Consider the following 26,347-nt stretch of genomic DNA (forward strand, 5'->3'; position numbering starts at 1 on the left):
CTCTGCTCCTGCGGAACGCTCATCACAACGGATTAGGCTGCCCTCATGCCAAAGAAGCGCTCGGGCGGTGGTCTGTCTCCCACGCAGCAGGCCGCCAAGTTCCTCGGTGTCAGTGTCCTCGCGGGGGCCGTACTGGCCGGCATCGCGCTGCCCGCGGTGGGCGCGCTGGGGCTGGCGGCGAAGGGATCGGTCGAGAGCTTCGACGAGCTCCCGGCCAACCTCAAGACCCCGCCGCTCAGTCAGCGCACCACCATCCTCGACGCCGACGGCGGCCAGATCGCCACCGTCTACTCGCGCGACCGCACGGTGGTCCCCCTCAAGGACATGTCGCCGTACATGCAGAAGGCGATCGTCGCGATCGAGGACTCGCGCTTCTACCAGCACGGCGCGGTCGACCTGAAGGGCGTGCTGCGCGCCCTGAACAAGAACGCCCGCAGCGGTGAGGTCGCCCAGGGCGCCTCGACGCTGACGCAGCAGTACGTGAAGAACGTCTTCGTCGAGGAGGCGGGCGACGACCCGACCAAGGTCGCGCAGGCCACCCAGCAGACCATCGGCCGCAAGATCCGCGAGCTGAAGTACGCGATCCAGGTCGAGGAGGAGCTGGGCAAGAAGAAGATCCTCGAGAACTACCTGAACATCACGTTCTTCGGCCAGCAGGCCTACGGCGTCGAGGCCGCGGCCCGGCGCTACTTCTCCAAGTCGGCCAAGGACCTCAACCTCCAGGAAGCGGCCCTCCTCGCCGGCATCGTCCAGTCGCCCAGCCGCTACGACCCGGTCAACGACGAGGCGGAGGCCACCAAGCGCCGCAACATCGTGCTGCGCCGCATGGCCGAGGTCGGCGACATCTCCCGGGCACAGGCCGCCGAGGCGATGAAGGCCCCGCTGGGCCTGAAGGTCAGCAAGCCCAAGAACGGCTGCATCACGGCGGTCAAGGGCGCGGGCTTCTTCTGCGACTACGTGCGCGAGGTCTTCCTGACGGACCCGGTCTTCGGCAAGTCCCGCGAGGCCCGGGCCAAGATCTGGAACCAGGGCGGTCTCACCATCCGCACGACGATGGACCCGCAGGCCCAGGACGCGGCGCAGGACTCCATCAAGGAGCACGTGTACAAGAGCGACGAGGTGGCCACGGCCGCGACCGTCGTCCAGCCCGGCACGGGCAAGATCCTCGCCATGGGCCAGTCGCGCCCGTACGGCTTCAAGAAGAACGAGACGCAGATCAACCTCTCCGTCGACCAGTCCATGGGCGGCGGCATGGGCTACCAGCCCGGTTCGACGTTCAAGCCGATCGTGGCCGCGGCCGCCCTCCAGGACGGCATGCCGGCGAACAAGGTGTACTCGTCGCCGTACCAGATGGCCTACCCCTCGCCGGTGCAGGCCTGCGACGGCAAGACCTGGCAGAACGACCGGGACAACCCGGCCCGGCTGGAGAACGAGAACGAGTCCGAGGTCGGCCCGTACGACATGAAGGAGGCGACCGCCAAGTCGGTCAACACCTACTACGTGCAGATGATCAGCGACATCGGCATCTGCCCGGTGACGACCATGGCGAAGAAGATGGGCGTCGTGCGGGCGGACGGCGACAAGATGCCCCAGGTGCCCTCCATCGCCCTCGGCACGCAGGAGATGTCCCCGCTGACCATGGCGAACGCGTACGCGACCTTCGCCTCGCGCGGCATGTACTGCACGCCGGTCGCCATCGAGTCGGTCAGCCAGCGGGTCGGCAACGCCTCGAAGAAGCTCGAAGTCCCGAAGTCGACGTGCTCGCGCGCCATGTCGGAGAACACCGCCGACACGATCAACGCGCTGCTGAAGGGCGTCGTCGAGGACGGCACGGGTTCGAAGGCAGGCCTGGGCGGCCGCCCCAGCGCGGGCAAGACGGGTACGACCGACGAGCGCTACGCGGCCTGGTTCGTGGGCTACACGCCGAACATGGCCGGCGCGGTCTGGGTCGGCGACCCCGCGCACAAGCGGAAGATGATCAACATCACCATCGGCGGCCGCTCGCACAGCAAGGTCTTCGGTGGTGAGGTCCCCGGCCCGATCTGGCGCGACATGATGTCCGGCGCGCTGGAGGGCAAGCCCGTCGAGCGGTTCAACGACGTCCACATCCCCGACGGCATCGACCGCGACCGCGGCGACGGCGACGGGGGCGACGACGGCGGCCGCGACGACGGGAACAACGGCGACAACGGCGGCAACGGCGGGAGCGACAACTTCATCGGCGGCCTGGTCGGCGGCAACAACGGCGGCGGAGGCGGCGGCCAGCCCTTCCCGACCCCTTCGTTCTCCATCCCGGAGGGCTTCTTCCGAGGCCAGGACAACGGAGGCGGCAACGGCAACGGCGGCCGCTTCGGCTGACCCGGCCGGCTGACACAACGGGGACGGCCCCCTCCGACCGTAGGGTCGGAGGGGGCCGCTTGGGTTCTCCAGGGACCCGTGTGGTCTCGCCTCACGGTCGGAGCCAGGGGCCGAATGTCCGGCCCGGAGAGGGGCGCCGAGAGGCCGGGGGTCGGGGGCCGAAGGCCGGGAACCGGACCGGGGACCGAAGGCCGGGAACCGGACCGGGGACGAAGGCCGGGAACCGGACCGGGGACGAAGGCCGGGAACCGGACCGGGGACGAAGGCCGGGAACCGGACCGGGAACGAAGGCCGGGAACCGGACCGGGAACGAAGGCCGGGAACCGGACCGGGAACGAAGGCCGGGAACCGGACCGGGAACGAAGGCCGGGAAGGGGACCGGGGACCGGGGACCGAAGGCCGGGAAGGGGAGCCAGAGGTCGGGAACCGAAGGCCGGGCCGTCAGCCGGCCAGCAGCTTCTTCACCGCGGCGGCGACCCGACCGCCCTCGGCCTGTCCCGCCACCTTCGGGTTCACGATCTTCATGACCGCGCCCATGGCCCGCGGCCCCTCCGCCCCGGCCGCCTTCGCCTCCTCCACGGCCTGGGCCACGATCTGCTGGAGCTCCTCGTCGGACAGCTGCTTCGGCAGGTAGCCGGCGAGCACCTCACCCTCCGCCTTCTCCCGCTCGGCCTGCTCGGCACGACCACCCTGTGCGAAGGCCTCGGCCGCCTCGCGCCGCTTCTTCGCCTCGCGGGTGATCACCTTCTGCACCTCGTCGTCGGAGAGCTCGCGCTTCTCCTTGCCCGCGACCTCCTCCTTGGTGATCGCGGCGAGCGTCAGCCGGAGCGTCGAGGAGCGCAGCTCGTCGCGCTCCTTGATCGCGGCGTTGAGGTCATCCTGCAGCTTCGACTTGAGCGTGGTCATGGGGACGATTGTCGCAGGTGCGGCGGGAAAGGTGCCCCTCGATTTACGGGGCGGCGACGCAAGGCCCCGTACCGGCAGGCGACTTCACCGGCCACCACCGGACGCGGGCATCCCGCGCGGTCTGACACGATGGTCGTATGCGCGCGCGATACGGAGTCCCCCTGGGAATCGCGGCGGCTGGTGCCGCCGGTCTGTTGTACGCCGCGGGCTTCGAGGCCCGCTCCTTCCGCCTGCGCCGGGTCACCGTCCCGGTCCTGCCTCCGGGGATGCGCCCCCTGCGCGTGCTCCAGGTCTCCGACATCCACATGGTCGGCGGCCAGCGCAAGAAGCAGCGCTGGCTGCGCTCCCTGGCCGGCCTGCGCCCCGACTTCGTGATCAACACGGGCGACAACCTCTCCGACCCGGAGGGCGTCCCGGAGGTCCTGGACGCGCTCGGCCCGCTGATGGAGTTCCCGGGCGCGTACGTCTTCGGCTCCAACGACTACTACGGCCCCAAGCTGCGCAACCCCGCCCGCTACCTGCTGGAGAAGGCCCAGGGCCGTCACGGCCTGAACGGCAACCCGCCGGCCGTCGGCGCGGTGCACAACCCCTGGGAGGACCTCCGGGACAGCTTCGACGCGGCGGGCTGGCTCAACCTCACGAACACGCGCGGCACGCTCAAGATCGACGGTTTGTCGCTGGAGCTGACGGGCCTGGACGACCCGCACATCAAGAAGGACCGCTACGACCAGGTGTCCGGCGGCCCGTCGGAGTCCGCCGACTTCTCGATGGGCGTCGTCCACGCCCCGTACCTGCGCACCCTGGACGCCTTCACGGCCGACGGCTACCCCCTGATCCTGGCCGGCCACACCCACGGCGGCCAGCTCTGCATCCCCTTCTACGGCGCCCTGGTCACCAACTGCGACCTGGACACGGACCGGGTGAAGGGCCTGTCCACGCACACGGCCGAGGGCCGCACGTCGTACCTCCACGTCTCGGCGGGCTGCGGCACGAACCGCTACACGCCGGTACGGTTCGCGTGCCCGCCGGAGGCGACGCTGCTGACGCTGGTGGGGCGGGAGTAGCCGGGAGGCGGAAGCCGGGGCACGACGGGCGTGACGGCATGAGGTGTAACCGCGTCGGGGTAACCCACACAGCGGCGCCCACATAGCCCCCTTTGTCCGTTTCTGTCAGCGTGAGGGCATGACAGCCCCGATACCCAGGGACATCCCGGACCTCCCCGCGATCCCACGCAAGCCCGCGCTCCGGCCCACCCCCGTCCCCGCCACGGCCGTCGTCACACCGGTCCGCCGCCCCGCGGCGGCGGCCTACCGCCTGCTGGTCGCCCTCGCAGCGGCCGCTGCCGTGACGCTCGAACTGCTCCTCGGCGACCCGTCCCGGGTCGCGGGCTCCTTCACGATCCAGGCGAACGCCCTGCTGGCCGTGGTCATGGCCTTCTCGGCCCGCCGGGCGTGGACGGCCGCCCGCCCCCTGCCCGGCTCCCTCCTGGGCGCGACCCTGCTCTACGTCGTCGTCGCGGCCCTCGTTCACCACCTGCTCCTGGCGAACGAGGCGAGCCCCTTCACGCCCACGGGCGAGGCCGCCGCCCCCACCGGCCTGCAGGCCCTGGCCCACCACACGCTCCACACCGTGACGCCGTTCGCGGCCGTACTGGACTGGCTCCTGCTCACCAGCCCCGGCCGCCTCCACCTGCGCCACGCCCCGAGCTGGCTGCTGTACCCCCTGGCCTACCTGGCCTTCTCCTTCGCCCGCGGCGAACTGCTCCTCCCGGGCACCCCCGACCGCTACCTCTACCCGTTCCTGGACGTCGGCCAGGACGGCTACAAGCAGGTGCTCGGCAACGCCCTCCTCCTGGGCCTGTCCATCTACGCCCTGGCGCTCCTCCTCGTGGCCCTCGACCACGCCCGCCCGGCCCTCATGCGCCGCCGTGGCAAAACCGGATTTCGTCTCTAGCCACCGGTGGGCTAAAGTAAACGTCGTCGCCGCGACAGCAGCGACATCGGGGTGTAGCGCAGCTTGGCAGCGCGCTTCGTTCGGGACGAAGAGGTCGTGGGTTCAAATCCCGCCACCCCGACAGTGAAGTACCAGGTCAGGGGCCTGATCCGCATCGCGGGTCGGGCCCCTGAGTGGTTCCTGGGGCCGTTTTGGGAGCCGACTTCGGAATGCGGCTCCCGAGGAGCGCAGTGACGCTCCTCAGGAGCTCGACGCCTCCGAGTGCAGTCGACTCACGTTCAAGCGGCCGACTCGTGTCCCGGACCGACTTCCTCCGGTGGGTCGAGAAGTCTGATGTCGCAGTCGCCCGGACGGCGCCCCAAGCACTGGAGCCATGTTGTCGAATTGGGCTAACTGACCGACTCTGCCGCCCTTGCCGGGCACACAGTGAGCAGGAGCTGCGCGCCCCGTCCTGTCTTCGGCCACCCGCCTACGGCGACAGCGGCGAGTCTGCATACTTCCCCTGCCCGGAGGCATCCGCGACTGATCTGCACGCATTAGGGGGTACTGCCGTTCGACCAGGGCGAGCACGATGTGTGCAGGCCACAGCTTCGCCTCTGCGGCTCGTGAACCGGCGTCCCAGAACGATACGACGAATGGGATCCTCACGTCTCGCGTTGTTCGATAACCGGGGTTATCAGACAACCAGCAGCCCTTGCTTCCTGTTACGTGGACAATGTGTGACCACGCAAGCCAGGGGACGCCCGTCCCCATGGCCAGATGCCAACGGACTGGGCAACCTTCGTCATTACCCTGCCTCCAGAGACAACGCGGCGACCGCCGAGACAAGGGGACACAGATGGGCGATCTGGCGAAAGCAGTGGCCGAACTCGAGAAAGAGGTCGAGAACGTCCGCGAGCTGCGGAAGATCGTGGAGCGTCTCGACACGGAGATAGCCACGCGCATGGACGAGATCGAGACGATCGGCAGCGCCGTCCTTGACATTCATGGTGATCTCGACAACCAGATCGCCGAGTACGACTACATGACCGTCGAGCGAGTCCCTCGCCCACTTGCGAGGCCTGGTGGACATGGAGGAGGTCCTGCCGGCGATCGACGCCGTCCTGCTGCTCACCGCCCTGCGCGACGACGAACCCGTGCCCGATCCCACTCTGCCGCTGTCGTTGTTCGAGAACGGCGACTCATGGGAACACCCCCGCCTGTCGCAGGAGGACCTGGACCGCGACTTCCAGGCCGACCTGGCGCGGGCGGAGCGGCGCTGGGAAGAAGTCTGGGGGGGGGGACCATGACTGGTCGGACCCTGACGAACGGGACTCCAGCGGGCCGAAGACCGCGCCGACGCCGAGCAGGAAGCGATCAAGGAGCGCGCCCTCGGGCGGGGACCCATCTCAGGGAACTCGTCGATTACATCGGTGACACGCTGTGGCCGGACCTCGTGGAGGCGGTGGAAGCCGGCGATCGCGGGCGTGCGGTCCGGGCGCTGGCGGCGGCGTGTGCTGCGGCGCGGGAGACCGAACCCGCCTACAAGTTGTACGAGGTCAACCTCTCGGCCCAGTACGAGTCGTCGCCGATGTCCCTCGGCGCCATGGGCGAGTTCTTGAGCGACGCGGAGACATGGTTGCTGTCACCCAAGGCGGAGTGACCGGCGAAAAGGTCCACCACGTGCCTCCCCGGTTGATTGGTGCACCCCCGTAACCACGGAGCCGCCGTCCGGCCAGGTCTGCCGATGGAGTTCCTCGCCAGCGGCGGCGCGTCGTCCACGTGGCCGTGGGTGGAACCACACACAGCGCCGACGGGTCCGGTTAGCCCTGGCGCCTGTCCGCGCAGGAGCATTTACGACGACACGCCACCAACACCCGGATACCCCACGTAACCTCACGATATGAAGACACCCGCACCCGGCACATCGCCGGACGCCGGCGATGACGAGGCGCGGAGGCGGCTGGACGCCTACACCTACCTCAGCGCCCCCGAGCGGCTTGAGCACCTGGCGATCATGCGGGTCTTCTGCGGGACCCTGCTGGCGGACCTGGCCGTCCCGGACGTCCTGGCGAAGCTGCACCAGGCCGACGGCCCTGCCGCCGGGCTCGACGCCGACACCCTCACCGTCCGGCTGGAACAGCTGGTGAAGTGGGGAAACCTGCTGCGCAGCAGCCACACCGTGAAAGCGTCCAGCATCAGCGAGTACCAGCGGTCCCGCGCGCGCTACCAGCTGTCGAAGCTGGGCGAGCGCATCCAGCGTGACGCCGATGGTGTCCTGGCCGAGGCGGACGCCGCCCGCGAGGTGAGCAACGAGCTGCTCGCCCTGGTCGAGCGCGGGCTCAGGGAGCTGGCCGAACTCGTGACCGCGCCCGGCGGCATCGAACCGCAGGACGGGCTGGAGCGGGTCAGCACGCTGTTCGTGCAGTTCACCGAATTCGCGGATTCCATCCGGGACTTCTACGCCTACCTCGGCCAAGTGCTGGCCCGGTACGACCTGGACAGCGCCGAGTACCAGGGCTTCAAGGAGCTGCTCCTCGACTACGTCGAGGCGATCACTGAAGACGTGGCATTCCGCGCGCCCCGGATCTCGGCGGCACTGGACACGCTGTGGCCGCACGTCCCGGGTCTGCTCGCCCGGCTGGACGCCCACGCAAAGGGTCTCACCGGCCTGTCACCGCAGAGCGACGGCCGCCTGGAGACACGGGTGCAGCGCAGCCGTGGGCGCGAGTTCGCGGACTGGGAGGGCCTGCGCGGCTGGTTCAGCGACACCGACGGGCAGGGCAGCCAGGTCGATCAACTGCGGGACGCCACCCTCCGCGCGTTGCAGTCGCTGCTCGCCAACGCCAAGCGGATGCTGCGGTCGGCCACCGGGGAGATGTCCCGGCGCAAGGACCTGCTGCGGCTGGCCCGGTGGTTCGAGGAAGCGGCGCCGCAGGACGCGCATGACATCGCCGTCGCCGCCTTCGGGCTCTACGGTGCTCGCCATCTGGGCATACCCCCGGCCACCGACGAGGTGGTGCCCGCCTACACGAGCTGGTGGACCGGGCCGGTGGTCGAGGTGCCGGTGGCCCTGCGGGAAAGGGGCAGCCGCGCCCAGCGGGGCCGGACGTCCGCGGTGGAGGACCACTCCGCGCAGAAGCGGCAGCTGCGGGAGGCAGCCTGTGAGCGGGCGGCGGCCAGGGCAGCGGCGGCGGACGAACTGCGCAGCGCCTCGGGCCGGTTCGCCGAGGTACGGCTCACCTCCGCAGCGCTCGGTCTGCTTCTCGAGCTGCTGGCCACCGCACTCGGGAACGCGCAGCTGAGGCGTCGCGCTGGCACGGACGGGGTGGGCGCGACGGAATTCGGCCTCGAACAGGCGCACAGTGAGGACGCCGAGCTGGGCATCCGGCTCACCGTGCGACGCACGGCAGGCGCGCGGTGCGTCCTGCACTCGGCCGACGGAGACCTGCTGCTGGACGACCTGGAGCTGGACGTCGGCCGTACCTCCTCCACCGCGGCCGGTGGCGATGCCGAGGTGAGCGTGTCATGACCCTCCCCTCGGCACACGACGTGGCTCTGGCCGCCGAGCGCCGCAGCGCCGCCCGACTGCTGCTTGCCCATCCGCTGGTCACCTCGGACGGCCCGCACGCCGACCTCTTCCCGCTGGTCCGCAGGCACGCCGACTGGCTGGGCAAACGGTTCCAGCAGGTGCTCGGCTACCGTCTGCTGGTCGACAGCTCCTACGCCCGGCTGTTCAAAGCAGGGCTGGGGGCGGGCGCAGGACACCGGCTGGAGCGCTCCACCGGCACGCCCTTCACCCCGCACACGTACGCCTGCCTCGCGCTGGCCCTGTCCGTGCTGGTGACCGCCCCCGAACAACTGCTGCTGTCACAGCTGGTGGCCGACATCCGGGCCGCCGCGGCCGACGCGGAGGTCGAGCTGGAGGAGACGGGCAGGGCGGCCGGGAAACGGACCCTGGTCGCGGCGCTGCGGCAGCTCGTCGAGTGGGGCGTCCTGATCGAGACCGAAGGCCATGTGGCCGCGCTCGCGCAGGAAGCGGGCGGAGAGGCCCTGATCACGGTCGATCGGGAACTGGCCCGCGTCGTCGTCGCCGGGCCGCTCGCCCAGGCACGCGACGGCGCCGACCTGGTCCGGCGGGCGGCGGACCCGGGGTTCGGCGGACCTCGCACCTATGTGCGCCGGATGCTCGTCGAGACACCCGTCGTCCACCTCGACGAGCTGACCGACGCCGAACGCGACTGGTTGCGCACCCGGCAGCGCCGGGAAGCGCAGGCGTTCTCCGAACTTCTGGGCCTGGAGATGGAGATCCGCGCCGAGGGAGTGGCGTTGGTTGACCCCGAGGACGAGCTGACGGATCTGCACCTGCCGGGTACGGGGACGGTCGCGCAGGCCGCGCTGCTGCTGGTGGAACGTCTCGTGGAGCGGCTTCGGCCGCAGGAGCCCGGACACCCGGCGACCGGGGGGACGCTCGTCATCGGCGTGGCCGTCCCGGACGGCCTCGTGGACGAGCTGCTGGCCGGACTGGTCGCCGAGTACGGACAGCGCAGCAACTGGCAGCGCGGCTACCTGGAGGACATCCCCGCCCTGCGGGAGGCCGTGCTGGACCTGCTGGCCCGCATGCGGCTGATGGCCCGGACCGGCCCGGTGCGCGCCGAGGGAGACGGACTGCCGGACGGGTACGCCGAAGAAGCACTGGAAGGACGCACCGTGACCGATGTCCGTGAGGCACGTCCCGGCGGCGACGGCTGGGTGCTGCTGGCCGCAGCGGCACGCTACGCCACCCACGTGACCGTGCGCCCGGCCACCGCAGCCAGCAAGGGACTCGACGTCCAAGAGGAGTTGCCGCTGTGACCACCGATGCGCATGGCCTCATTCCCCTGCCGCGTTCCGGCCCCGCGACGACCGCCGGCACCCGTTTCCGGCTGCACCGCGCGGGCATCCAGAACGTCTGGCAGTACGACGAGGAGGAGTTCGCCTTCGGCGACGGACGGCTGCTCCTGCGCGGCAAGAACGGCGCGGGCAAGTCCAAGGCCCTGGAGATGTTGCTTCCGTATCTGCTGGACGGCGACTCAAGGGCACTGGACGCGACAGGCACCGGCAGGACCACCCTCGCCTGGCTGATGCTGGACGGGTTCGAGCAGACCAACCGCCTCGGCTACCTGTGGGTGGAATTCCGGGGCACAACCGAGGGCGGCGACCACCGCCACCTCACCCTCGGCGCCGCCATCCGCGCCTCGAAGTCGACGCAGAAGGCGCTGCCGGCGTTCTTCGTCACCCCGCTGCGCGTCGGTGAGGACCTGCACCTGGTCGAGAGCGGAAGGCCCCTGCCGATCGACCGGCTCAAGGAGATCGTCGGCTCCGACAACGTCACCGACCGCGCGGTCGTCCACCGCGCGCGAGTGGCCCGGGAACTGTTCGGCATCACCGACGCGACCCGCTACCGCAACCTCACCCAGCTCCTCCACCGGCTGCGGCGGCCCACCGTCGGGGACCGCATCGAGCACGGTGGACTGGCCTCCCTGCTGAGCGAGACCCTGCCGGGACTCGACGAGGACGTGGTCGAGAAGGTCGCGCGCAACCTCCACGACCTCGACGCCGTACGCGACGAACTCGGCCGCCTGGAGCGCACCGATACGGCGCTGCGTACCTTCCTCACCAGTTACCGCGGCTACCTGTCCGGCGTCCTGCGCACCTGCGCGCAGGCGGTGAGCCGGGAGCTGGAGGTCCTCGCACAGCGACGCCGGGCGGCCGGAGACGCCGCACAGCGGACCGGCGAGCTGCGGACGCGGGAGGAGGAGGCGGGAGCCCGGCTGGAAACCCTGCGCGAAGAGGAAGAAGCCGCCCGGACCGACCTCGCCGCCCTGCACGCCAGCCACGCCTACCGTAGTCTGCGCGAACTGTCGGAACGCCGCACCACCGTCGAGGCGCTGCACACCGCCGCCGTGGCCGCCTTCACCGCCCTCAGCAACGCACACGGCGCAGAAGAAGGCGCGGCCGAGCGGCTGGCCGACGGTGTCGAACACCTCGGCAGCCGGCTCGCCGAACTCAGCACTGAACACCGGGAACTGCTGACACAGGCGGAGAAGGCCGGGCTTCCCACCGGCCATCTCGGCGAGGCAGTCGCTCTGCCCCGCACGGTCCGCTCCCAGACCGTCGAGACCGAGCTGACCGCTCCGGACGGGGAGACGCACAACGTGCAGCACCGGTCGGCCGTCCGTGTGGACACGGCGGCGGTGCAGGACGGACTGCTGTCCTGGCAGGGGCAGCTGGAGGACGCCGAGACGGTCGTGAAGAACCGGACCCGAATGGTCCAGGAGGTGACGCGCCTCACCGCGCAGGCCGAGAAGACCCGAAGCCGGGCGGAGCAGGCCGACACCGAGCGGGAACGGCTGGAGGGCGAGGCGGAAGAGGCCGCTGGCCGTCTCGACGCCGACCGCGAGAAGATCGCTGAGGCGAGTGGTGCCTATGCCCGCCGGGTCGCCGAGTGGGTCACACGCACGCGGGCCGCCGTCGGGTCCGACTGCCCGCCACTGGACGCCGTCCACGCAGCGGTCGCCTGTGAGAGCTCCGCCGACGCCCCGTTCGCGGACCGCACGCTCCCGCCCGACATCGACGGCCAGGCGTGGCAGGCCGCCCATGCCGCACTGGAGCCGTACGGCGAGGAACTCACCGGGAGCCGCGACGCCCTCGCCCTCACCGTCGGCCGGCTCGACGAGGAACTCGGCCGCCTGGCGAGTCAGAAGCGTGACTGGGAGCGACGTACCGATCCCGAGCCGCCGGTCCCCTACCATCGCGTCGCCGGAAGGACACCGGGCACCGGGGCGCCCTTCTACCGGCTGGTGGACTTCGTGGATGATCTGAGCCCCGCGCATCGGGCCGGTCTGGAAGCAGCGCTGGAAGCCGGCGGGATCCTGGACGCCTGGGTCGGCGCGGACGGTGCTCTTGTCGATGCCGGCACTCGTGACACTCTGCTGCGCCCGGGGCCCACGCTGCCGGACCCACCGTCCCTCGCCTCGGCCTTGCGCCCAGCACCCCAGCCTGGCTGCGGGGTCACGTCCGAGCAGGTGGAGCACCTGCTGGCCGCCATCGCGCTCGCACCGGCCGAGGAAACGACCGCTCATGACGCGGTGTACTACGACGGAAGCTGGCGTCTGGGCATCCTCCGCGGCCGGCACCACAAGAGTGACGCCGAGTACGTGGGAGCCGCTGTACGCGCCGAGACCCGGCGGCGCATCCTTGCCGAGCTGGAGGAGCGGCTCACGCACACGGAGCAGCGGCTGGCCGACGCCCGTCACGAACTCACCGAGGCCGACGCCCGGCGCCGGGCCCTCAGGCTCGCGGAGCAGGACTTTCCCCGGGCACGCGGTCTCGCCGACGCCTGGAGCAGAGCCGAGTCGGACGAGAGGACATTGCGTGACCTGACCGCCAAGGCGACCCGCGCGGCACGTCTGGCCGAGCAGGCCCGCGCTCTCGCCGTGGCCGCACGCGCCGAGGCGGACGCCACCGCCACCGCCCATGACCTGCCCAGCAACCCCGTCGAGCTGGAGCCCGTACGCACCGCGCTGGCTGCCCTGCTCACCGGCATCGGGCGTCTGCGCAGGACGGTCAGCGGCACGGGCGAGCGGCTCGGCGCCCATCACGCCGATGCCGACCGGTACGAACGCGCCCGTAGCGACCGCCTGGCCGCGGAGGAGAACTACCGGCTCCGCCTCACCGGGCTGCGTACCGCGCAACAGGACCTGCGCACCCGCGAGGAGGCCATCGGGGCGACCGAAGAAGGAATCCTCACCCGCGAGCAGGAAGCCAGACAGCGCATCGCGCACGCCGCCCAGGCCGTCCCGGCGGCACAACGCATGCGGAACGACCTGCACGACCGGCGCGTGCGCGCGGAAGAGGAGGAGAAGCGCCTGCGCGAGGACCTGGCCGCCCAGGAGACGGCGGTCATCGCAACCGGCGGCGCCCTTCGCGGCGCACTCGGCCGGCCGGAGGTGGTGCGCGGCGCCGGGCTGGACCGATCCGCACTGCCCGGGGACGTGGCGGACGATCCCGGCTCGGACGTTCGCAGCCGTCTGCGCGCGCTACAGGCACTGGCCGACGCGGTACAGCAGGCCCTCGGCCGCCCGAAAGGCGAGGTGTCGGACAGCACCCTGCTCAACCGGCACACCGACCTGCGCGACCAACTGGCCGGCGGCTACGACGCGCAACTGGAGGAACGAGACGGGATCAAGGTGTGCCGCCTGATCGACGACCACGGTTCCCACGACGTCGCGGCCGTGGGCGAGCGGATCGCTGTCCAGGCGGCAGAGGCCCGGGGACGGCTCACCGAGCGCGAACGTGAGGTGTTCCAGCGGTTCCTGACCGGCGAGCTCGGCGACCATCTCTCGGCCCAGGTCATCACCGCGGCGAACCTGGTCGCGGCTCTCAACGACACCCTGCGGACCGTGCGCACCTCCCACGGTCTCGGCGTGGAGCTGTTGTGGAAGCTGGACGAGGACGTGGACGCGGACGTGCGGGCGGCTGTCGAGCTGCTGCGCAGTCCGTCGAGCCTGCGCACGCGTGAGCAGACCGAACAGCTCCGCGAGGTGCTGCAACGCCGGATCGAGGATGCCCGACGTGCCGATCCGTCAGCCGGTTACGCCGCCCATCTGCGGACCGCGCTGGACTACCGCGACTGGTTCCGCTTCCACACTTTCGTGGTCGAGGACGCCGCTCCTGGACGGCGGCGGAAACTGACCGGCCGCACCGGGCTCAGCCAGGGCGAGCAGCGGGTGCTGTCCTATCTCGTGCTCTTCGCCGCGGCCGCCGCCCACTTCACCAGCCTCGCCGAGTCGGCACCCCACGCTCCGCGGCTGATCCTGCTCGACGACGCCTTCGCCAAGGTCGACGAACCCACCCATGGGCGACTGGGGCGGATCCTCGTCGATCTCGATCTCGACTTCGTCCTCACCAGTGAACGGCTCATGGGCAACTGGCCGGAGGTGCCGTCCCTGCACATCTACGAGTGCCTCCGTGACCCCCATGTGCGCGGGGTGGCCACCCTGCACTACACCTGGAACGGTCGACACCGGCGTCTGGTGTCCGTATGAGCAAGCTGCCCGCGGCGACACGGGACTGGCTGGCCGGTCCCGGGCTCACCCGGCTCTGGGAAGCCGTACGCAAGCGCCTGGAAAGCAATGGCGTGCAGGCCACCGGTTCCCTCCGGCTGACCTCAGTGAGCACCCAGGAACGCAACGACCTGTCGCTCCTGCTGGGCAAACCTGTCACACGTGCTGACGTGACTGTGCGCCTCGATGCGCTCGACACGCGGCTGCGCGCCTCGGCGGCCGGACTCGGGCTCAGAGAGGTCCTGGAGGAACTGGGCCCTCCCCTCGCCGACCGCCGTGCCGTCCGCGCAGGCATCACGGCACGACGCGAGCACGTCTGGTCGGCGCTCGCCTCGGCGCTGGACGCCTCTCCACTCGCCGGCCAGGAGTGGACCGGCCGGTGGTACGACCTGCTCCGCCGTACCGGCGTACCGAGAGGAGTGACACCCGAAACGGCGGTACGCACGCTTCAGCAGGCCGTCCAGGTCCTCACCGTACTGCTCGGCCCGGAGCGGGGTGGCACCCGAGGCCGAGGAGAACTCGCCGCCCTGGCGACCGGGTCCGCGCACGGTCTGGACGATGGCACCTGGCTCGCGCGCCTCGTCCAACGCGGCATCGCCCTCGCCCACGGCACCGAGTTTCCCGGCGACGCGGCTGGCCGGCGCGCACTATGGCGTCTGGTGGCCGTCACACCGGACGAGGTCTCCAGCACAGTGCTGACCTACGGGCTGCGGCCCGTCGGCGGGGGCTGGCGGGAGCAGGCCCTGCGGGAGCGGGCTGACCATCACGCCGAAGCCCACCTCACGCCGCGCGATCTGCATGAACTGCAGCTGCAACTACCTGCCGGAGCAGTGGTCCACATCTGTGAGAATCCGCGCGTCGTAGAAGCTGCGGCGGACGCGGCCTGCGTCCGGCCCTTGGTGTGCACGTCCGGCAGCGCGGCCACGGTGGTCCTCACACTCCTCGACGCCCTCGCCGCCACCGGCTGCCGCTTCGCGTACCACGGCGATTTCGACTGGCCAGGCATCGCCCTGGCCAACCGGATCATCCGCCGTTACGGAGCCCGGCCATGGCGCATGGGCGCCGAGGACTACGAGCACCTGGCCGCTCGAAGCCAGGCCGAGGGGATCCCTCAGCTGCCGCTCGACGGCCAGCTCGTCAACGCGGTCTGGGACCCGGGTCTCGCTCCTGCCATGACCGCTCTCGGGGTCGCGCTCCATGAGGAGGTCACCCTCGACCTTTTGGTGAACGACTTGTCGGGTCGGGCGTAGGAATACCCTGGGACACGCGACAGATGCTCAGGATAGGAGTCCCGGTGCTGGGAGCCCATCTGGGAGCCAACCCGCTCCCCGCACCCCTTCCAGGCCACGCGACACCAACCAAACCCACCGCTCCGACCTGCGGAAACGCCATCGAAGCTGGCAGGCTCCCCAACCGATCCTCATTCGGGACGAAGAGGTCGTGGGTTCGTTCAAATCCCGCCACCCCGACGCTGGTCAGAGGGCCTGGTGGGTAAGTGACGCCAGGCCCTCTGTCATGCCCGTTCCTGATCTTCGGCGAGGATGTCGTCCATCGCTGCCGCTCCCTTCGTGATCACGCGTCGGAGCCGCTTCCGGTAGAGCGCCTCTGTGGTGGCCTGGCTGCTGTGACCGGCCAAGAGAGCGATGGCAGCAGCAGGAGCGGGCGTACACCCTCAACCGCGTCCTGGACCGCGACCCCTTCCACGTGAAGATCACCGGCTAGCAGGAAGACACCACTGACCATGGCGCTTCTCGCCGAGCACAACGTCACCGCCACCCCCGGCCGCCGCGTGCTGTAGGTCTACGACGCGGACGCCTGCCTCGGCGACGAAGCAGCCATGGACGCCGCGGAGACACAGGTGGTGGCCGGCAACGGCTACCACCTGTACCTCCTCAGCCTGCAACCGGACATGAAGGTCCAGATGACGATCCGCATCTGGGACACCCCACCCGCCCCGCCCGCCGAGGCCGAGGGGCACACCGACGTCAGCCTCGAATGCGGGACAGGCGTCCTGGTCGTCGGTCAACTCGACCGCGGACCCGCCGACGAGATCGCCCTGCCCCGCCCCGGTGTCTATGAAGGTCACGCCTGGTGGCAGAACCGCCAGGCAGCAGCCGACTACTACACCACCAACCCTCGACCAACTCACCGACGACTCCCCCGAGGACCAGCTCGCCGAAGCCTGGAACAGCTTCGCGCTTGGCGGGCCTCTGGTCATCCGTACCACTGCAACGACCTCTCTCGTCTTCATCGACGGGTTCGGGCTCGCGGGTGTAAGCCAGGTCGAGGACGTAGCGTTCGGTGACGGGGGAAGTCGCTGCCGCACCGTCCTGACCGCCGTACGGCCGGCGCTGCCGCCCCGCTCCCCGGCGCGGGATGGCACGTGTCCCTGGCTCGGAGGATCCGAGCGGACCACCTCACTGGCCGGGGTTCCCTTCCCGGTTGTCGTTGTGATGGAGTCTCACTTCCGCGTCGCTCAGAAGTCGGAAGAGAAAGGCTCTCGATGGCCCCGGCGGGTCCTGACTGCGTTCTGTCCGTTCTGGTGGAGATCCAGGGGGGTCCGGCCACGTGGGAAAAGGTCGAACAGCACCTCCGCACCAGGGGGTGGACGTACCAGGAGCCGGCACCGAGGGAACGCCGAATAGCCCGGCGAGCCGTGGGCGCCGATTCCGCGGACTCCCGCTTTCTCTGGGTCGACGTCCCGGTCACCGGTTCGCCCTGGCGTGCCGACCGCGAGGCCTCCTGGCTCATCGCCGGACTGGGCAGGGCAGCACAGGCCGTCGTCCACGACCGCATGGTCCGGCATGAGGAAGCCGACCGGACGATCCTGCCGCAGTGGCAGGCACACACGACGCGCTTCCGGGACTGGGCCACGCCCCCTCCGCGCGCACGTGCCTGGTCGAAGCCCCTCTGGTGGCTGCGCAAGGCCCTCTCCGGTGGGGCGATGCGATGGGGATTCTTCGACGTGCGCGTGAGGGTCCACGGCAGCAAGGCCGCGGCCCTGGAGCTGGTCCGAGGCATGACCGCACGCGACGACATCGACGTCCGCCCCCTTGACGGCCGGGGGCGCCCGGGGACCGTGCAGCACGGAGAGAACGCCCTCAACCGAGCGCTGACCCGCATCCTGGGGTCGTGGTTCGCCACGACCCTCCTGGTGGACCTCGCGCAGAAGGCCGCGCCCGTGGGAGCCGCCCTGTGCTGGCTGGCAGCCCTTGCCTGCCTGTGTGTGGTCTGGTGGAACGCACTCGCACTGCCGATGGCAAGCACTCGGCTGCGATCGGCGGCGGGCGCCGCGGTGATGACCGTGCTCGCGGTGGTCGTCGCGCTCGGCATACCGGGGTGGATCATCGGTATGACGACCATGCAGGTGGTCGTGACGGCGGCCATCACCTTCTACACGGTGGGTCTGGTGCTGCTCGGCCGCCGATGGAAGTGGCAGGTGCTGATCGCCAGCGTGCTGCCTCTGCTCGCCACCCTGGTGGTAGCCGCGCTTCCGCTCACCGACGGGTTGCTGCACGACGTCTACGCCGACGAACTCGATCTGACTCCCGCCGAGACAGCGGTCAGCAGCATCTGGCAGCTCGCCGCCGCGGTGAAGCTCCTGTGGCTGTTCTTCGGCGCGATCCTGTTCGTGGCCGCCGGGTGGGGAATCCTGCGCTACTTCCACTTCATCCGCCCGCGCAGCGTGACAGCCGGCGTGGTCGCCGCTCTCTTGCTCACGCTGGCCCTGGCCGAGGCCGCCACAACGACACTGGAGTCACCGGCCGCGGCGGCCGACAAGCTGAAACGAGCCGCCGCCCGGGGGACCGAACCACCTCCGTACTTCGGCATCAGCCCGGAATGGACGTGCGTCGTCCCCACTGTTCCGGCCGGCAAGCTGACCGAGGAGGGCGGGACCTTGAGGCCGGGCGTGCCCTACGTCTCGTTCGGCGTCGCCGATGGCCAGCTGGTGCTGTGGAACCACCCGGCCGGCAAGCCCTTGCGGATCGACGCCGATCAGGTGAGAGCCGTTCCGCGGCCCGACGGCGCGCAGGAATGCGCGCGGGTCACGTCAGACAGCGGCTCCGCGCGTCAGTAGCCGGGCGGGATCCGGTCCCGTGGCTCGTCGGCCGGCTCTGCGGTGCCGTCGTTCCCGGGTGTGCGTTCGGACACCGACGGGTCGGTCGTGTCGGAGATCAGTTCCGCGACGCGCAGGGTGCACTCCCACTCCGACAGCCTGCCTTTGATCACCACCAGGTAGGACTCCTGGTCCGCGAAGCGGTAGACGCGGCGCCGCTTCTCGATGATGTTCTTGCTCGGCCGCCACGTGGGCAGGGCGGTGCGGAGGGCCCGCAGGGCCTCGTCCTTCGTGTCCAGGCCGCGGCAGACGAACTCGGTTTGGAACACGTCGGTGTAGTACTGCGCGATCACGACCCAGTGGCCCATGCCGCCCCCACTTCCCCTCGGCGCCGTCGCCAGTCAGCCACGGTCCGGCCGCCACGGCAAGAGGGCGGGCCCGGCAGCTACCCGGACGCTTGCGCCGTCGGTTCCAGGCGGACCACGATCGACTTGTACGTCGGCTGGTTGCTGCCCTCGGCCACGCTGTCCAGGGGGACCAGCACGTTGGTCTCCGGGTAGTACGCGGCGGCGCAGCCGCGGGCCGTGGGGTAGGAGATCACGCGGAAGTCCTCCGCGCGGCGTTCGACGTCGTCGGGCCAGACGCTGACCAGGTCGACGGTCTGGTCGGCGGTCAGGCCGAGGGCGGTGATGTCGTCGGGGTGGACGAGGACCACCCGGCGGCTGCCGTGGATGCCGCGGTAGCGGTCGTTGGACGTGTACGGGACGGTGTTCCACTGGTCGTGGGAGCGCAGGGTCTGCAGCAGGAGGTGGCCCTCAAGGGCGCGTGGTGCCTCGCAGGCGTTGCGGGTGAACAGGGCCTTGCCGACGCCGTTGGAGTAGACGCCCTCGTTGGCCGGGTTCGTCAGCGGGATGCCGCCGGGACGGGTCACGCGCGTGTTGTAGTCGTGCAGGCCGGGGACGACGCGGGAGATGTGGTCGCGGATCACGCCGTAGTCGGACTCGAACCGTTCCCAGGGGATGTCGGGGGTGTCGCCGAGGGTCCGGCGGGCGAGCCGGCTGAGGATGGCGATCTCGCTGAGCAGGAGCGGGGAGGCGGGGCGCAGGCGGCCTCGGGAGGTGTGGACCTCGCTCATCGAGTTCTCCACCGTCACGAACTGCTCCCCGCTCGCCTGCACGTCCCGCTCGGTGCGGCCCAGCGTGGGCAGGATGAGCGCGGTCTCGCCGCAGACGGTGTGGGAGCGGTTGAGCTTGGTGGAGATGTGGGCGGTGAGCCGGCAGGTGCGCATCGCCTCCTCGGTGACCGCGCTGTCGGGCGTGGCGCGGACGAAGTTGCCGGCCAGGCCGAGGAAGAACCGGACGCGGCCCTCGCGCATGGCCCTGATCGCGTTGACCGAGTCCAGTCCGTGGGCGCGCGGCGGGTCGAAGCCGAACTCCTGGCGCAGGGCGTCGAGGAAGCTGTCCGGCATCCGCTCCCAGATGCCCATGGTGCGGTCGCCCTGCACGTTGCTGTGCCCGCGCACCGGGCAGGCACCGGTGCCGGCCCGGCCGACGTTGCCGCGCAGCAGCAGGAAGTTGACGATCTCCCGGATGGTGGGGACGGCGTGCTTGTGCTGGGTGATGCCCATGGCCCAGCAGACGACGACGCGTTCGCTGCGCAGCACCTCGTCGCGGACCTGCTCGATCTCCTCGCGCCGCAGGCCGGTGGCGGCGACGACGTCGTCCCAGTCGACGGCGCGGACGTGTGCGGCGAACTCCTCGAAGCCGCTGGTGTCGGAGCGGATGAAGTCGTGGTCCAGGACCTCGCCCGGCCGGGCGTCCTCGGCCTCCAGGAGGAGCCGGTTGAGGCCCTGGAACAGGGCCAGGTCGCCGCCGCCCCGGATGTGCAGGAACCGGTCGGCGATCCGGGTGCCGCGGCCGATGACCCCGCGGGGCTTCTGCGGGTTCTTGAACCGCCGCAGCCCGGCCTCCGGCAGCGGGTTGACCGCGATGACGCGGGCGCCGTTGCGCTTGGCCTGCTCCAGCGCGGACAGCTGCCGGGGGTGGTTGGAGCCGGGGTTCTGCCCCACCAGGAAGATCAGGTCGGCGTGGTGCAGGTCGTGCAGGCTGACCGTGCCCTTGCCGGTGCCCAGCGTCTCGTGCAGGGCGTAGCCGCTGGACTCGTGGCACATGTTGCTGCAGTCGGGCAGGTTGTTGGTGCCCAGGGCCCGGGCGAACAGCTGCAGGGTGAAGGCGGCCTCGTTGCTGGCCCGGCCCGAGGTGTAGAAGACCGCCTCGTCCGGGGAGTCGAGCGAGGTCAGTTCGTCGGCCATCAGCGCGAGGGCGTCGTTCCAGCTGATCGGCTCGTAGTGGTCCGAGCCGGGCCGTTTGACCATCGGCTCGGTGAGCCGGCCCTGCTGGTTCAGCCACGCGTCGGAGCGCCGGGCCAGCTCGGAGACCGGGTGCTCGCGGAAGAAGCCGGCGGTGACGCGGCGTGTCGTCGCCTCGTCGTTGATGTGCTTGGCGCCGTTCTCGCAGTACTCGTTGCGGTGCCGGTGGCCGGGGGCCGGGTCGGCCCACGCGCAGCCGGGGCAGTCGATGCCGTCCACCTGGTTCATGGTCAGCAGGGTGTGCCCCGCACGCCGGGCGGACGTCTCCTCCAGGGAGTACTCCAGCGCGTGCGCCACGGCGGGCACGCCCGCGGCCCACGTCCTGGGCGGAGTCACGGTCAGGGTCTCGTCCGGCTCCTCGCCGGGCGCCTTCGTCATCGGATCGCCTCTCGTTCAGGCTGTTCGGGCTGTTCCCGAGGTCAGCCGACGGGCCAGCAGGGGACTCCGCTCTCCTGCCGCTCTGGTTCACCGCGGCGCAGGCGGCCGTCCCGGATGGTGCCCCGCCAGGCTCCGCTCTCCTCGCCGAGCCCTTCGATGTACTCCTTGAAGCGCCGCAGCTCCGCGCGTACGACGCGGCCGGCCAGGCTCGTGACGCCGGGCAGCAGTCCGGCGGCGCCGCGCGGTTCGATCTCCATCCGTACGGTGACCGCCGTGCCGCCTGTCGCCGTGGGCTCGAACCGCACCTCACCGCGGTGGGCGGGGTGGCGGTCGAGGCCGCGCCAGACGAGGTGGGAGTCGGGTTCCTGCTCCACGATCTCGGCCCTGAACTCGCCGCGCAGCGGTCCCGCCCCGATGGTCCAGGAGGTGAGGGCCGGTTTGATCTGGTCGACCTTCCTCACCGTGGCCATGAACCGGGGGAAGCTCTTGAACTGCGTCCACTGGTTGTACGCGGTGCGCACCGGGACCGCGACCTGGATCGATTCCTCAACGCTGTGCATGGCCCACCCATCGTCGGCTGCCGCTCGTCCAGTCCCACCGCACGTCCAGTCTCACCGCACGTCCAGTCCCACCGCACGTCCAGTCTCACCGCACGTCCGGTGACGCGCACGTCGCGAGCTCCGCGCGGCCCGTCCCGGCCGGGCCTTCCGGCCGTGCCCCCGGCCGGGCCGTCGGGTGCCCCTGATCGACCGTGCTCTAACCGGCCCGGAGCAGGCCGCGTCCGGGCCGCCGGGGCCCCGGGGCCGCTCAGGGCAGGAGCATCCCGGTCAGCGTGCCCGCGAGGGTCAGGGCCAGGAACGCCACGCCCCACGTCGTCGCCAGGCGTATGCGGCGGTACTTGAGCGACGTCGCGCGGCGCAGGAACTCCGGGTGGATCTCCGCGGTGGAGCCGGGGCGGGGCCGGGACGCCAGGCCGAGCAGGACCAGTGCCGGGGCGCAGGCCGCGCAGCCGGACCAGACCAGGAGCTGCGGGACCACCGCGTACTGGCCGGGCGCGATGGCGCCCACGGTGATCGCGCCGAGCAGGGCCGTCAGGGCCGCGCCGAGCGCCGCCAGGGTCAGTTCCGCTCTGCTGTCGGCCTTCGCCAGTCGCTCCCGGGCCCGGGTCAGGGGATCGGGGTCGAGTCGCGCGGTGCTGTCGTCTTCGAGTGCGGTCATGCGTCCCCCTCGCTGATCAGCGGCTCTTCCGGGTACCCGGCAGGGGCTCTTCTACTACGGGCGGCGTCAGGTGTTCCACGACTCGTCGTAGGGATCGGAGGGGGCCGGGACCGGGCGGGAGGCGGTGACCTCGAGGTACGGGACGGGGCCGTCGTTGACCGGGTCCGCGGTGCGGCGGGGGGTGTAGCGGCCGGTGACCTCCAGCCAGGTGTCGGGGCGCAGGACCGGGGGGACCTCGCCGGTGAGGGCGATCTTGACCGGCTGGGCGTCCGCGGCGCAGCAGTTGAGGCCCATGCGGACCAGGTACGGGGTGCCCTCGCGGTCCAGGGTGACGAATCCGGTGATCTTCAGGTCGCGGCCGCGCAGGGAGCGGCCCTCGTCGTAGACCGCGCGGCCCGCGTAGTCGGCGACGGTGAGGCGGAGGGGGTCGCCGGCGGGCAGGGCCGGGAAGCCGAGGGGCTTCGTCAGGGCCGTGCCCGTGTGGGAGGCGCTGTAGGAGCCGAGGGCCGGCGGGGCGACCAGGATCAGGGCGAGGACCGGGAGGGTGAGCAGCCAGGAGACACGGGGCTCGTGGTGGTGGTGTTCCCGGGCGGGGGCGCGGCGGTCGTAGTAGAGGGTCGCGGCCGCCGTCGCGATCAGGACCGCGCCCGCCAGGAGGACCAGGGGCCGCAGGCCCTCCTTGACGTAGCGCAGGTACAGGTCGGTGGTGCCGGCGTGCACGAGCGTGGAGCCGAGCAGGAAGAGGAGGGCCGACTGGGCGAGGCGGTTCACAGCAGGACCGTTCCGGTGAGGGCCGCCACGAGGACGGCCAGGGCGAAGGTCGCGGGGGCGAAGCGCAGGGCGAAGGCGCGGCCGAAGGTGCCCGCCTGCATCGCGAAGAGCTTGAGGTCGACCATCGGGCCGACGACCAGGAACGTCAGACGGGCCGTCAGGGAGAACTGGGTGAGGGAGGCGGCGACGAACGCGTCCGCCTCCGAGCAGAGGGACAGCAGCACGGCCAGGGCGGCGAGGGCCAGGACCGACAGGACGGGGTGACCGGCGGCGAGGGCCAGCCAGTCCGCCGGTACGACCGCCTTGAGGGTCGCCGCCGCCATCGCGCCCACGACCAGGAAACCGCCCGCGTGCGTCACGTCGTGGCGGACCGAGCCCCAGAACGCCGCGCCCTTCCCCTGACCGTCGTACGGGGTCCGGGCCGGGGTGCGCAGCCAGTCCGTGCGGCCCACGCGGTGCCAGAGCCAGCCCATCGCGCAGGCCACCAGCAGGCTCGCGACGAAACGGGCCAGGACCATCTCGGGGTTCTGGGGGAACGCCACGGCCGTCGCCGTCAGCACGATCGGGTTGACGGCGGGCGCCGAGAGGAGGAACGCCAGGGCCGCCGCCGGGGTGACGCCCCTGCGCACCAGCGCCCCGGCCACCGGCACGGACGCGCACTCGCAGCCGGGCAGGACCGCGCCCGCCACGCCCGCCACCGGCACCGCCAGGGCGGGGCGCCCGGGCAGGGCCCGGGCGAAGAACGACGGCGGTACGAACACCGCGATGACCGCCGAGAGCAGCACGCCCAGCACCAGGAAGGGCAGCGCCTGGACCAGCACCGCGACGAACACGGTCATCCAGCTCTGCGTCACCGGTGCGGACAGGGCGCCGCGGATCGGGTCCTGGAACATCACCGCCGTGAGCAGCAACAGGGTCAGCAGGAGGGGGGAGTCGAGGTGCCGGGCCTCGTCCCGGTCCCTGCCCGGGCCTTCGTCCTTGTTCCCGACTTGGCCTTCGTCCCTGTCGCTGACCCGGCCTTCGCCGTCCCCGTCGGGGCGTGGCGCCGTGTCGGCGTCCGCGTGCGGGTCCCCGGGGTCGGTGGGGGCGGTCTTCGTGGTGGCCACGGGCCCGGTACCTCCGGTGGTGCGCGAGGGCATGTCCCTCCCCTCCCCCTGCTTACGGGCGGTGCGGCCCCGGCGTTCACGCGGCACCGTCCCGTTCTGGAACCGGCCGCCCCGGTGCGGCAGTCTTCTCCCCGTGGGGAGCGTTCCGAACCAAGGCCGGCCAGGTGATTTCGCCACGCACATGATCGTGTGCGGTGACGACGGACTGGCGCACCGGCTGGCCGCCGAACTGCGCGGCGTCTACGGCGAACAGGTCACGCTCGTCGTGCCGCCCTCGGGGCGCCGGGTGCGCCAGCCGGTGGTCGGACGCGCCCGGGCCGCGTCGGCCGCGCTGCTCGACCGGTTCGTGAACACGGCCGCCGGCCGCACGGGCACGGGCGGCGCCGAACCGGCCCCGGCCGAACAGGTCGTGGAGGCCGCCGAGATCACCGAGGCCGTGCTCGGCGAGGCGGGCGCGGACCGGGCGGCCGCGCTGGCGCTCGTGTACGACGACGACGAGACCAACATCCGCGCCGCGCTCACCGCACGCCGGCTCAACCCACGCCTGCGTCTCGTCCTGCGCCTGTACAACCGGCGGTTGGGACAGCACATCGAGGAACTGCTGGACCAGACGGCCGCCCTGGCCGCCGGGACCGGGTCCGGGCCCGCGGGACTCGACGCCTCGACGACCGTGCTCTCCGACGCGGACACGGCCGCGCCCGCGCTGGCCGCCACCGCCCTCGTCGGGACCAGCAAGGTCGTCCAGACGGAAGGCCTCGTGCTGCGGGCCGTGGAGCGGCAGCCGCCTCGGCCGGGCGAGGTGGCCGATCCCGGGCTGTGCACCCTGGCGTTGCTGTCCGCGACGAGCAACGACCCGGCCGGGGCGGACGGTTCCGAGGGCAGCGGGGAGCACGGGCCGCGACTCCTGCCGGACGAGGCGGCGGTGGCGTCGGCGACCGGGCGCGGGACCGTGGTCCTGGAGCAGGTGTCGTACTCCGGGCCGTCCCTGCCCTCGGGGCGGGGCGGTGTGCCGCCGATCGGCTCGCTGTTCTCGCGCCGGCTGCGGTGGTCGCTGGCCGGTCTGGTGGGGTGTGTGCTCGCGCTCGCCGTCGCGCTGATGGTCGTGACCGGGGAGCATCCGCTGTACGCCACGTACGTGACGCTGCTCGACCTGTTCGGCATCAACGACCCGGCGTACCACGACTCGACCGGGCGGCAGGTGCTGCAACTGCTGTCCGGGCTGGTCGGGTTGCTGCTGCTGCCGGTGCTGCTGGCGGCGGTGCTGGAGGCGCTGGGGACGTTCCGCAGCGCGTCCGCGCTGCGCAAGCCGCCGCGGGGGCTCAGTGGGCACGTGGTGCTGCTGGGGCTGGGGAAGATCGGCACGCGCGTGCTGACGCGGCTGCGGGAGCTGCACATCCCCGTGGTGTGCGTGGAGTCCGACCCGGAGGCGCGGGGGCTCGCCACGGCGCGGCGGCTGCGGGTGCCGGTGGTGCTCGGGGACGTCACGCAGGAGGGCGTGCTGGAGGCGGCGAAGATCCACCGGGCGCACGCGCTGCTGGCGCTCACCAGCGCCGACACGACGAACCTGGAGGCGTCGCTGTACGCCCGGTCCGTGCGGCCCGACCTGCGGGTGGTGCTGCGGCTGTACGACGACGACTTCGCGACCGCCGTGTACCGCACGCTCCGGGCCGCCCACCCGTCGGCCCTCACGCGGAGCCGGAGCGTGTCGCACCTGGCCGCGCCCGCGTTCGCCGGGGCGATGATGGGGCGGCAGATCCTCGGGGCGATTCCGGTGGAGCGGCGGGTGCTGCTGTTCGCGGAGCTGGAGGTGGGCGGGCATCCGCAGCTGGAGGGGCGGACGGTGGGGGAGGCCTTCCGGGCCGGGGCGTGGCGGGTGCTGGCGCTCAACACGGCGCCCTCGACGCCGGGTGTGGAACGGGGGGCGGCATCGGGGCTGGTGTGGGATCTGCCTCCCACGTATGTGCTCGGGGCCGGGGACCGGGTGGTGCTGGCGGCGACGCGGCGGGGGCTGGCGGAGTTGCTGGGGCGGAGGCGGCGGGAGCGGACCGGGGCGTGACGCCGAGCGGTGTCTCTCACGGCTCGGCGTCACGAGGTGCCCGGGGTTGGTGCCCGGATCGGGGCGTCGCGCAACCCGGCGCTGCGGGGT

The 26,347-nt window shown here is 71.4% G+C and carries 19 protein-coding genes and 1 tRNA gene; 12 read left to right on the plus strand and 8 right to left on the minus strand.

Annotated features, from left to right (window positions below; genetic code table 11):
• Window positions 1-45 precede the first annotated feature (45 nt).
• The gene (locus AC07DA_RS11785; RefSeq protein WP_479126968.1) at window positions 46-2,358 is read left to right on the plus strand and encodes a transglycosylase domain-containing protein; all 2,313 of its coding nucleotides are present in this window, start codon (window positions 46-48) and stop codon (window positions 2,356-2,358) included.
• Between the two features lie 441 nt (window positions 2,359-2,799).
• Here AC07DA_RS11785 and AC07DA_RS11790 read toward each other — a convergent pair whose 3' ends face one another.
• Window positions 2,800-3,264 (minus strand): GatB/YqeY domain-containing protein, encoded by a 465-nt coding sequence (locus AC07DA_RS11790; protein ID WP_031115996.1) that lies wholly within the window; start codon window positions 3,262-3,264, stop codon window positions 2,800-2,802.
• Window positions 3,265-3,401: 137 nt separating this feature from the next.
• Between AC07DA_RS11790 and AC07DA_RS11795 the strand changes: the two genes are divergently transcribed.
• From AC07DA_RS11795 to AC07DA_RS11805, 3 genes are all read left to right on the plus strand, one after another.
• Entirely contained in the window at window positions 3,402-4,328 is a 927-nt protein-coding gene (locus tag AC07DA_RS11795) for a metallophosphoesterase (RefSeq protein WP_479126970.1), read from the plus strand.
• Window positions 4,329-4,446: 118 nt separating this feature from the next.
• Window positions 4,447-5,217: a Pr6Pr family membrane protein gene (locus AC07DA_RS11800; RefSeq protein ID WP_479126972.1), complete on the plus strand. Its 771-nt coding sequence runs from the start codon at window positions 4,447-4,449 to the stop codon at window positions 5,215-5,217.
• Window positions 5,218-5,264: 47 nt separating this feature from the next.
• A tRNA-Pro gene (locus AC07DA_RS11805) sits at window positions 5,265-5,338 on the plus strand.
• Window positions 5,339-6,004: 666 nt separating this feature from the next.
• On the opposite strand, the gene AC07DA_RS11810 is transcribed toward AC07DA_RS11805, so the two are convergent.
• On the minus strand, window positions 6,005-6,289 hold the full coding sequence (locus AC07DA_RS11810) for a hypothetical protein (protein WP_479126974.1): 285 nt from the start codon (window positions 6,287-6,289) through the stop codon (window positions 6,005-6,007).
• Between AC07DA_RS11810 and AC07DA_RS11815 the strand changes: the two genes are divergently transcribed.
• The 7 genes from AC07DA_RS11815 to AC07DA_RS11845 all read left to right on the plus strand — a co-directional run bounded on the left by AC07DA_RS11815 (window position 6,288) and on the right by AC07DA_RS11845 (window position 18,381).
• Window positions 6,288-6,506 (plus strand): hypothetical protein, encoded by a 219-nt coding sequence (locus AC07DA_RS11815; protein WP_479126975.1) that lies wholly within the window; start codon window positions 6,288-6,290, stop codon window positions 6,504-6,506. The genes AC07DA_RS11810 and AC07DA_RS11815 overlap by 2 nt on opposite strands.
• 146 nt (window positions 6,507-6,652) lie before the next feature.
• A complete protein-coding gene (locus AC07DA_RS11820; protein WP_479126977.1) occupies window positions 6,653-6,859 on the plus strand; it encodes a hypothetical protein in 207 nt (68 codons plus the stop codon).
• Between the two features lie 240 nt (window positions 6,860-7,099).
• Window positions 7,100-8,728 carry a TIGR02677 family protein gene (locus AC07DA_RS11825; protein WP_479126980.1) on the plus strand — a complete coding sequence of 543 codons (1,629 nt, stop codon included), beginning with the start codon at window positions 7,100-7,102 and terminating at the stop codon, window positions 8,726-8,728.
• Window positions 8,725-10,050, plus strand: coding sequence for a TIGR02678 family protein (locus AC07DA_RS11830; protein WP_479126981.1), 1,326 nt, complete (start codon window positions 8,725-8,727; stop codon window positions 10,048-10,050). Before AC07DA_RS11825 ends, AC07DA_RS11830 begins: the two co-directional genes overlap by 4 nt.
• Complete coding sequence (locus AC07DA_RS11835; RefSeq protein ID WP_479126983.1) at window positions 10,047-14,285, plus strand: TIGR02680 family protein; 4,239 nt, start codon at window positions 10,047-10,049, stop codon at window positions 14,283-14,285. Before AC07DA_RS11830 ends, AC07DA_RS11835 begins: the two co-directional genes overlap by 4 nt.
• Window positions 14,282-15,553: a TIGR02679 family protein gene (locus AC07DA_RS11840; RefSeq protein WP_479126985.1), complete on the plus strand. Its 1,272-nt coding sequence runs from the start codon at window positions 14,282-14,284 to the stop codon at window positions 15,551-15,553. The genes AC07DA_RS11835 and AC07DA_RS11840 overlap by 4 nt, the downstream gene beginning before the upstream one ends.
• 1,544 nt (window positions 15,554-17,097) lie before the next feature.
• Window positions 17,098-18,381, plus strand: coding sequence for a hypothetical protein (locus tag AC07DA_RS11845; protein ID WP_479126987.1), 1,284 nt, complete (start codon window positions 17,098-17,100; stop codon window positions 18,379-18,381).
• On the opposite strand, the gene AC07DA_RS11850 is transcribed toward AC07DA_RS11845, so the two are convergent.
• The 6 genes from AC07DA_RS11850 to AC07DA_RS11875 all read right to left on the minus strand — a co-directional run bounded on the left by AC07DA_RS11850 (window position 18,375) and on the right by AC07DA_RS11875 (window position 24,201).
• Window positions 18,375-18,728: a hypothetical protein gene (locus AC07DA_RS11850; protein ID WP_479126989.1), complete on the minus strand. Its 354-nt coding sequence runs from the start codon at window positions 18,726-18,728 to the stop codon at window positions 18,375-18,377. The two genes, AC07DA_RS11845 and AC07DA_RS11850, sit on opposite strands and share 7 nt — an antisense overlap.
• A gap of 77 nt (window positions 18,729-18,805) precedes the next feature.
• A complete protein-coding gene (locus AC07DA_RS11855; protein WP_479126991.1) occupies window positions 18,806-21,106 on the minus strand; it encodes an FdhF/YdeP family oxidoreductase in 2,301 nt (766 codons plus the stop codon).
• A gap of 41 nt (window positions 21,107-21,147) precedes the next feature.
• A complete protein-coding gene (locus tag AC07DA_RS11860; RefSeq protein ID WP_479126993.1) occupies window positions 21,148-21,666 on the minus strand; it encodes an SRPBCC family protein in 519 nt (172 codons plus the stop codon).
• A gap of 247 nt (window positions 21,667-21,913) precedes the next feature.
• Entirely contained in the window at window positions 21,914-22,324 is a 411-nt protein-coding gene (locus AC07DA_RS11865; protein WP_479126995.1) for a Pycsar system effector family protein, read from the minus strand.
• A 66-nt stretch (window positions 22,325-22,390) separates the two neighbouring features.
• Window positions 22,391-23,095, minus strand: a complete 705-nt coding sequence (locus AC07DA_RS11870) for a TIGR03943 family putative permease subunit (protein WP_479126997.1) — start codon at window positions 23,093-23,095, stop codon at window positions 22,391-22,393.
• On the minus strand, window positions 23,092-24,201 hold the full coding sequence (locus AC07DA_RS11875) for a permease (RefSeq protein ID WP_479126999.1): 1,110 nt from the start codon (window positions 24,199-24,201) through the stop codon (window positions 23,092-23,094). The genes AC07DA_RS11870 and AC07DA_RS11875 overlap by 4 nt, the downstream gene beginning before the upstream one ends.
• Before the next feature lie 181 nt (window positions 24,202-24,382).
• Between AC07DA_RS11875 and AC07DA_RS11880 the strand changes: the two genes are divergently transcribed.
• The gene (locus tag AC07DA_RS11880) at window positions 24,383-26,257 is read left to right on the plus strand and encodes a potassium channel family protein (RefSeq protein WP_479127000.1); all 1,875 of its coding nucleotides are present in this window, start codon (window positions 24,383-24,385) and stop codon (window positions 26,255-26,257) included.
• The last annotated feature ends 90 nt before the right edge of the window (window positions 26,258-26,347 follow it).

The organism is Streptomyces sp. NPDC044921 (assembly GCF_056432865.1).

Coding starts and splice junctions, on each gene's coding strand:
- AC07DA_RS11845 (WP_479126987.1), top strand. CDS start 17,098: ATGGTCCGGCATGAGGAAGCCGACCGGACGATCCTGCCGCAGTGGCAG.
- AC07DA_RS11810 (WP_479126974.1), bottom strand. CDS start 6,289: ATGTCCACCAGGCCTCGCAAGTGGGCGAGGGACTCGCTCGACGGTCAT.
- AC07DA_RS11850 (WP_479126989.1), bottom strand. CDS start 18,728: ATGGGCCACTGGGTCGTGATCGCGCAGTACTACACCGACGTGTTCCAA.
- AC07DA_RS11830 (WP_479126981.1), top strand. CDS start 8,725: ATGACCCTCCCCTCGGCACACGACGTGGCTCTGGCCGCCGAGCGCCGC.
- AC07DA_RS11815 (WP_479126975.1), top strand. CDS start 6,288: ATGGAGGAGGTCCTGCCGGCGATCGACGCCGTCCTGCTGCTCACCGCC.
- AC07DA_RS11790 (WP_031115996.1), bottom strand. CDS start 3,264: ATGACCACGCTCAAGTCGAAGCTGCAGGATGACCTCAACGCCGCGATC.
- AC07DA_RS11865 (WP_479126995.1), bottom strand. CDS start 22,324: ATGACCGCACTCGAAGACGACAGCACCGCGCGACTCGACCCCGATCCC.
- AC07DA_RS11855 (WP_479126991.1), bottom strand. CDS start 21,106: ATGACGAAGGCGCCCGGCGAGGAGCCGGACGAGACCCTGACCGTGACT.
- AC07DA_RS11880 (WP_479127000.1), top strand. CDS start 24,383: ATGATCGTGTGCGGTGACGACGGACTGGCGCACCGGCTGGCCGCCGAA.
- AC07DA_RS11795 (WP_479126970.1), top strand. CDS start 3,402: ATGCGCGCGCGATACGGAGTCCCCCTGGGAATCGCGGCGGCTGGTGCC.
- AC07DA_RS11800 (WP_479126972.1), top strand. CDS start 4,447: ATGACAGCCCCGATACCCAGGGACATCCCGGACCTCCCCGCGATCCCA.
- AC07DA_RS11785 (WP_479126968.1), top strand. CDS start 46: ATGCCAAAGAAGCGCTCGGGCGGTGGTCTGTCTCCCACGCAGCAGGCC.
- AC07DA_RS11825 (WP_479126980.1), top strand. CDS start 7,100: ATGAAGACACCCGCACCCGGCACATCGCCGGACGCCGGCGATGACGAG.
- AC07DA_RS11840 (WP_479126985.1), top strand. CDS start 14,282: ATGAGCAAGCTGCCCGCGGCGACACGGGACTGGCTGGCCGGTCCCGGG.
- AC07DA_RS11860 (WP_479126993.1), bottom strand. CDS start 21,666: ATGCACAGCGTTGAGGAATCGATCCAGGTCGCGGTCCCGGTGCGCACC.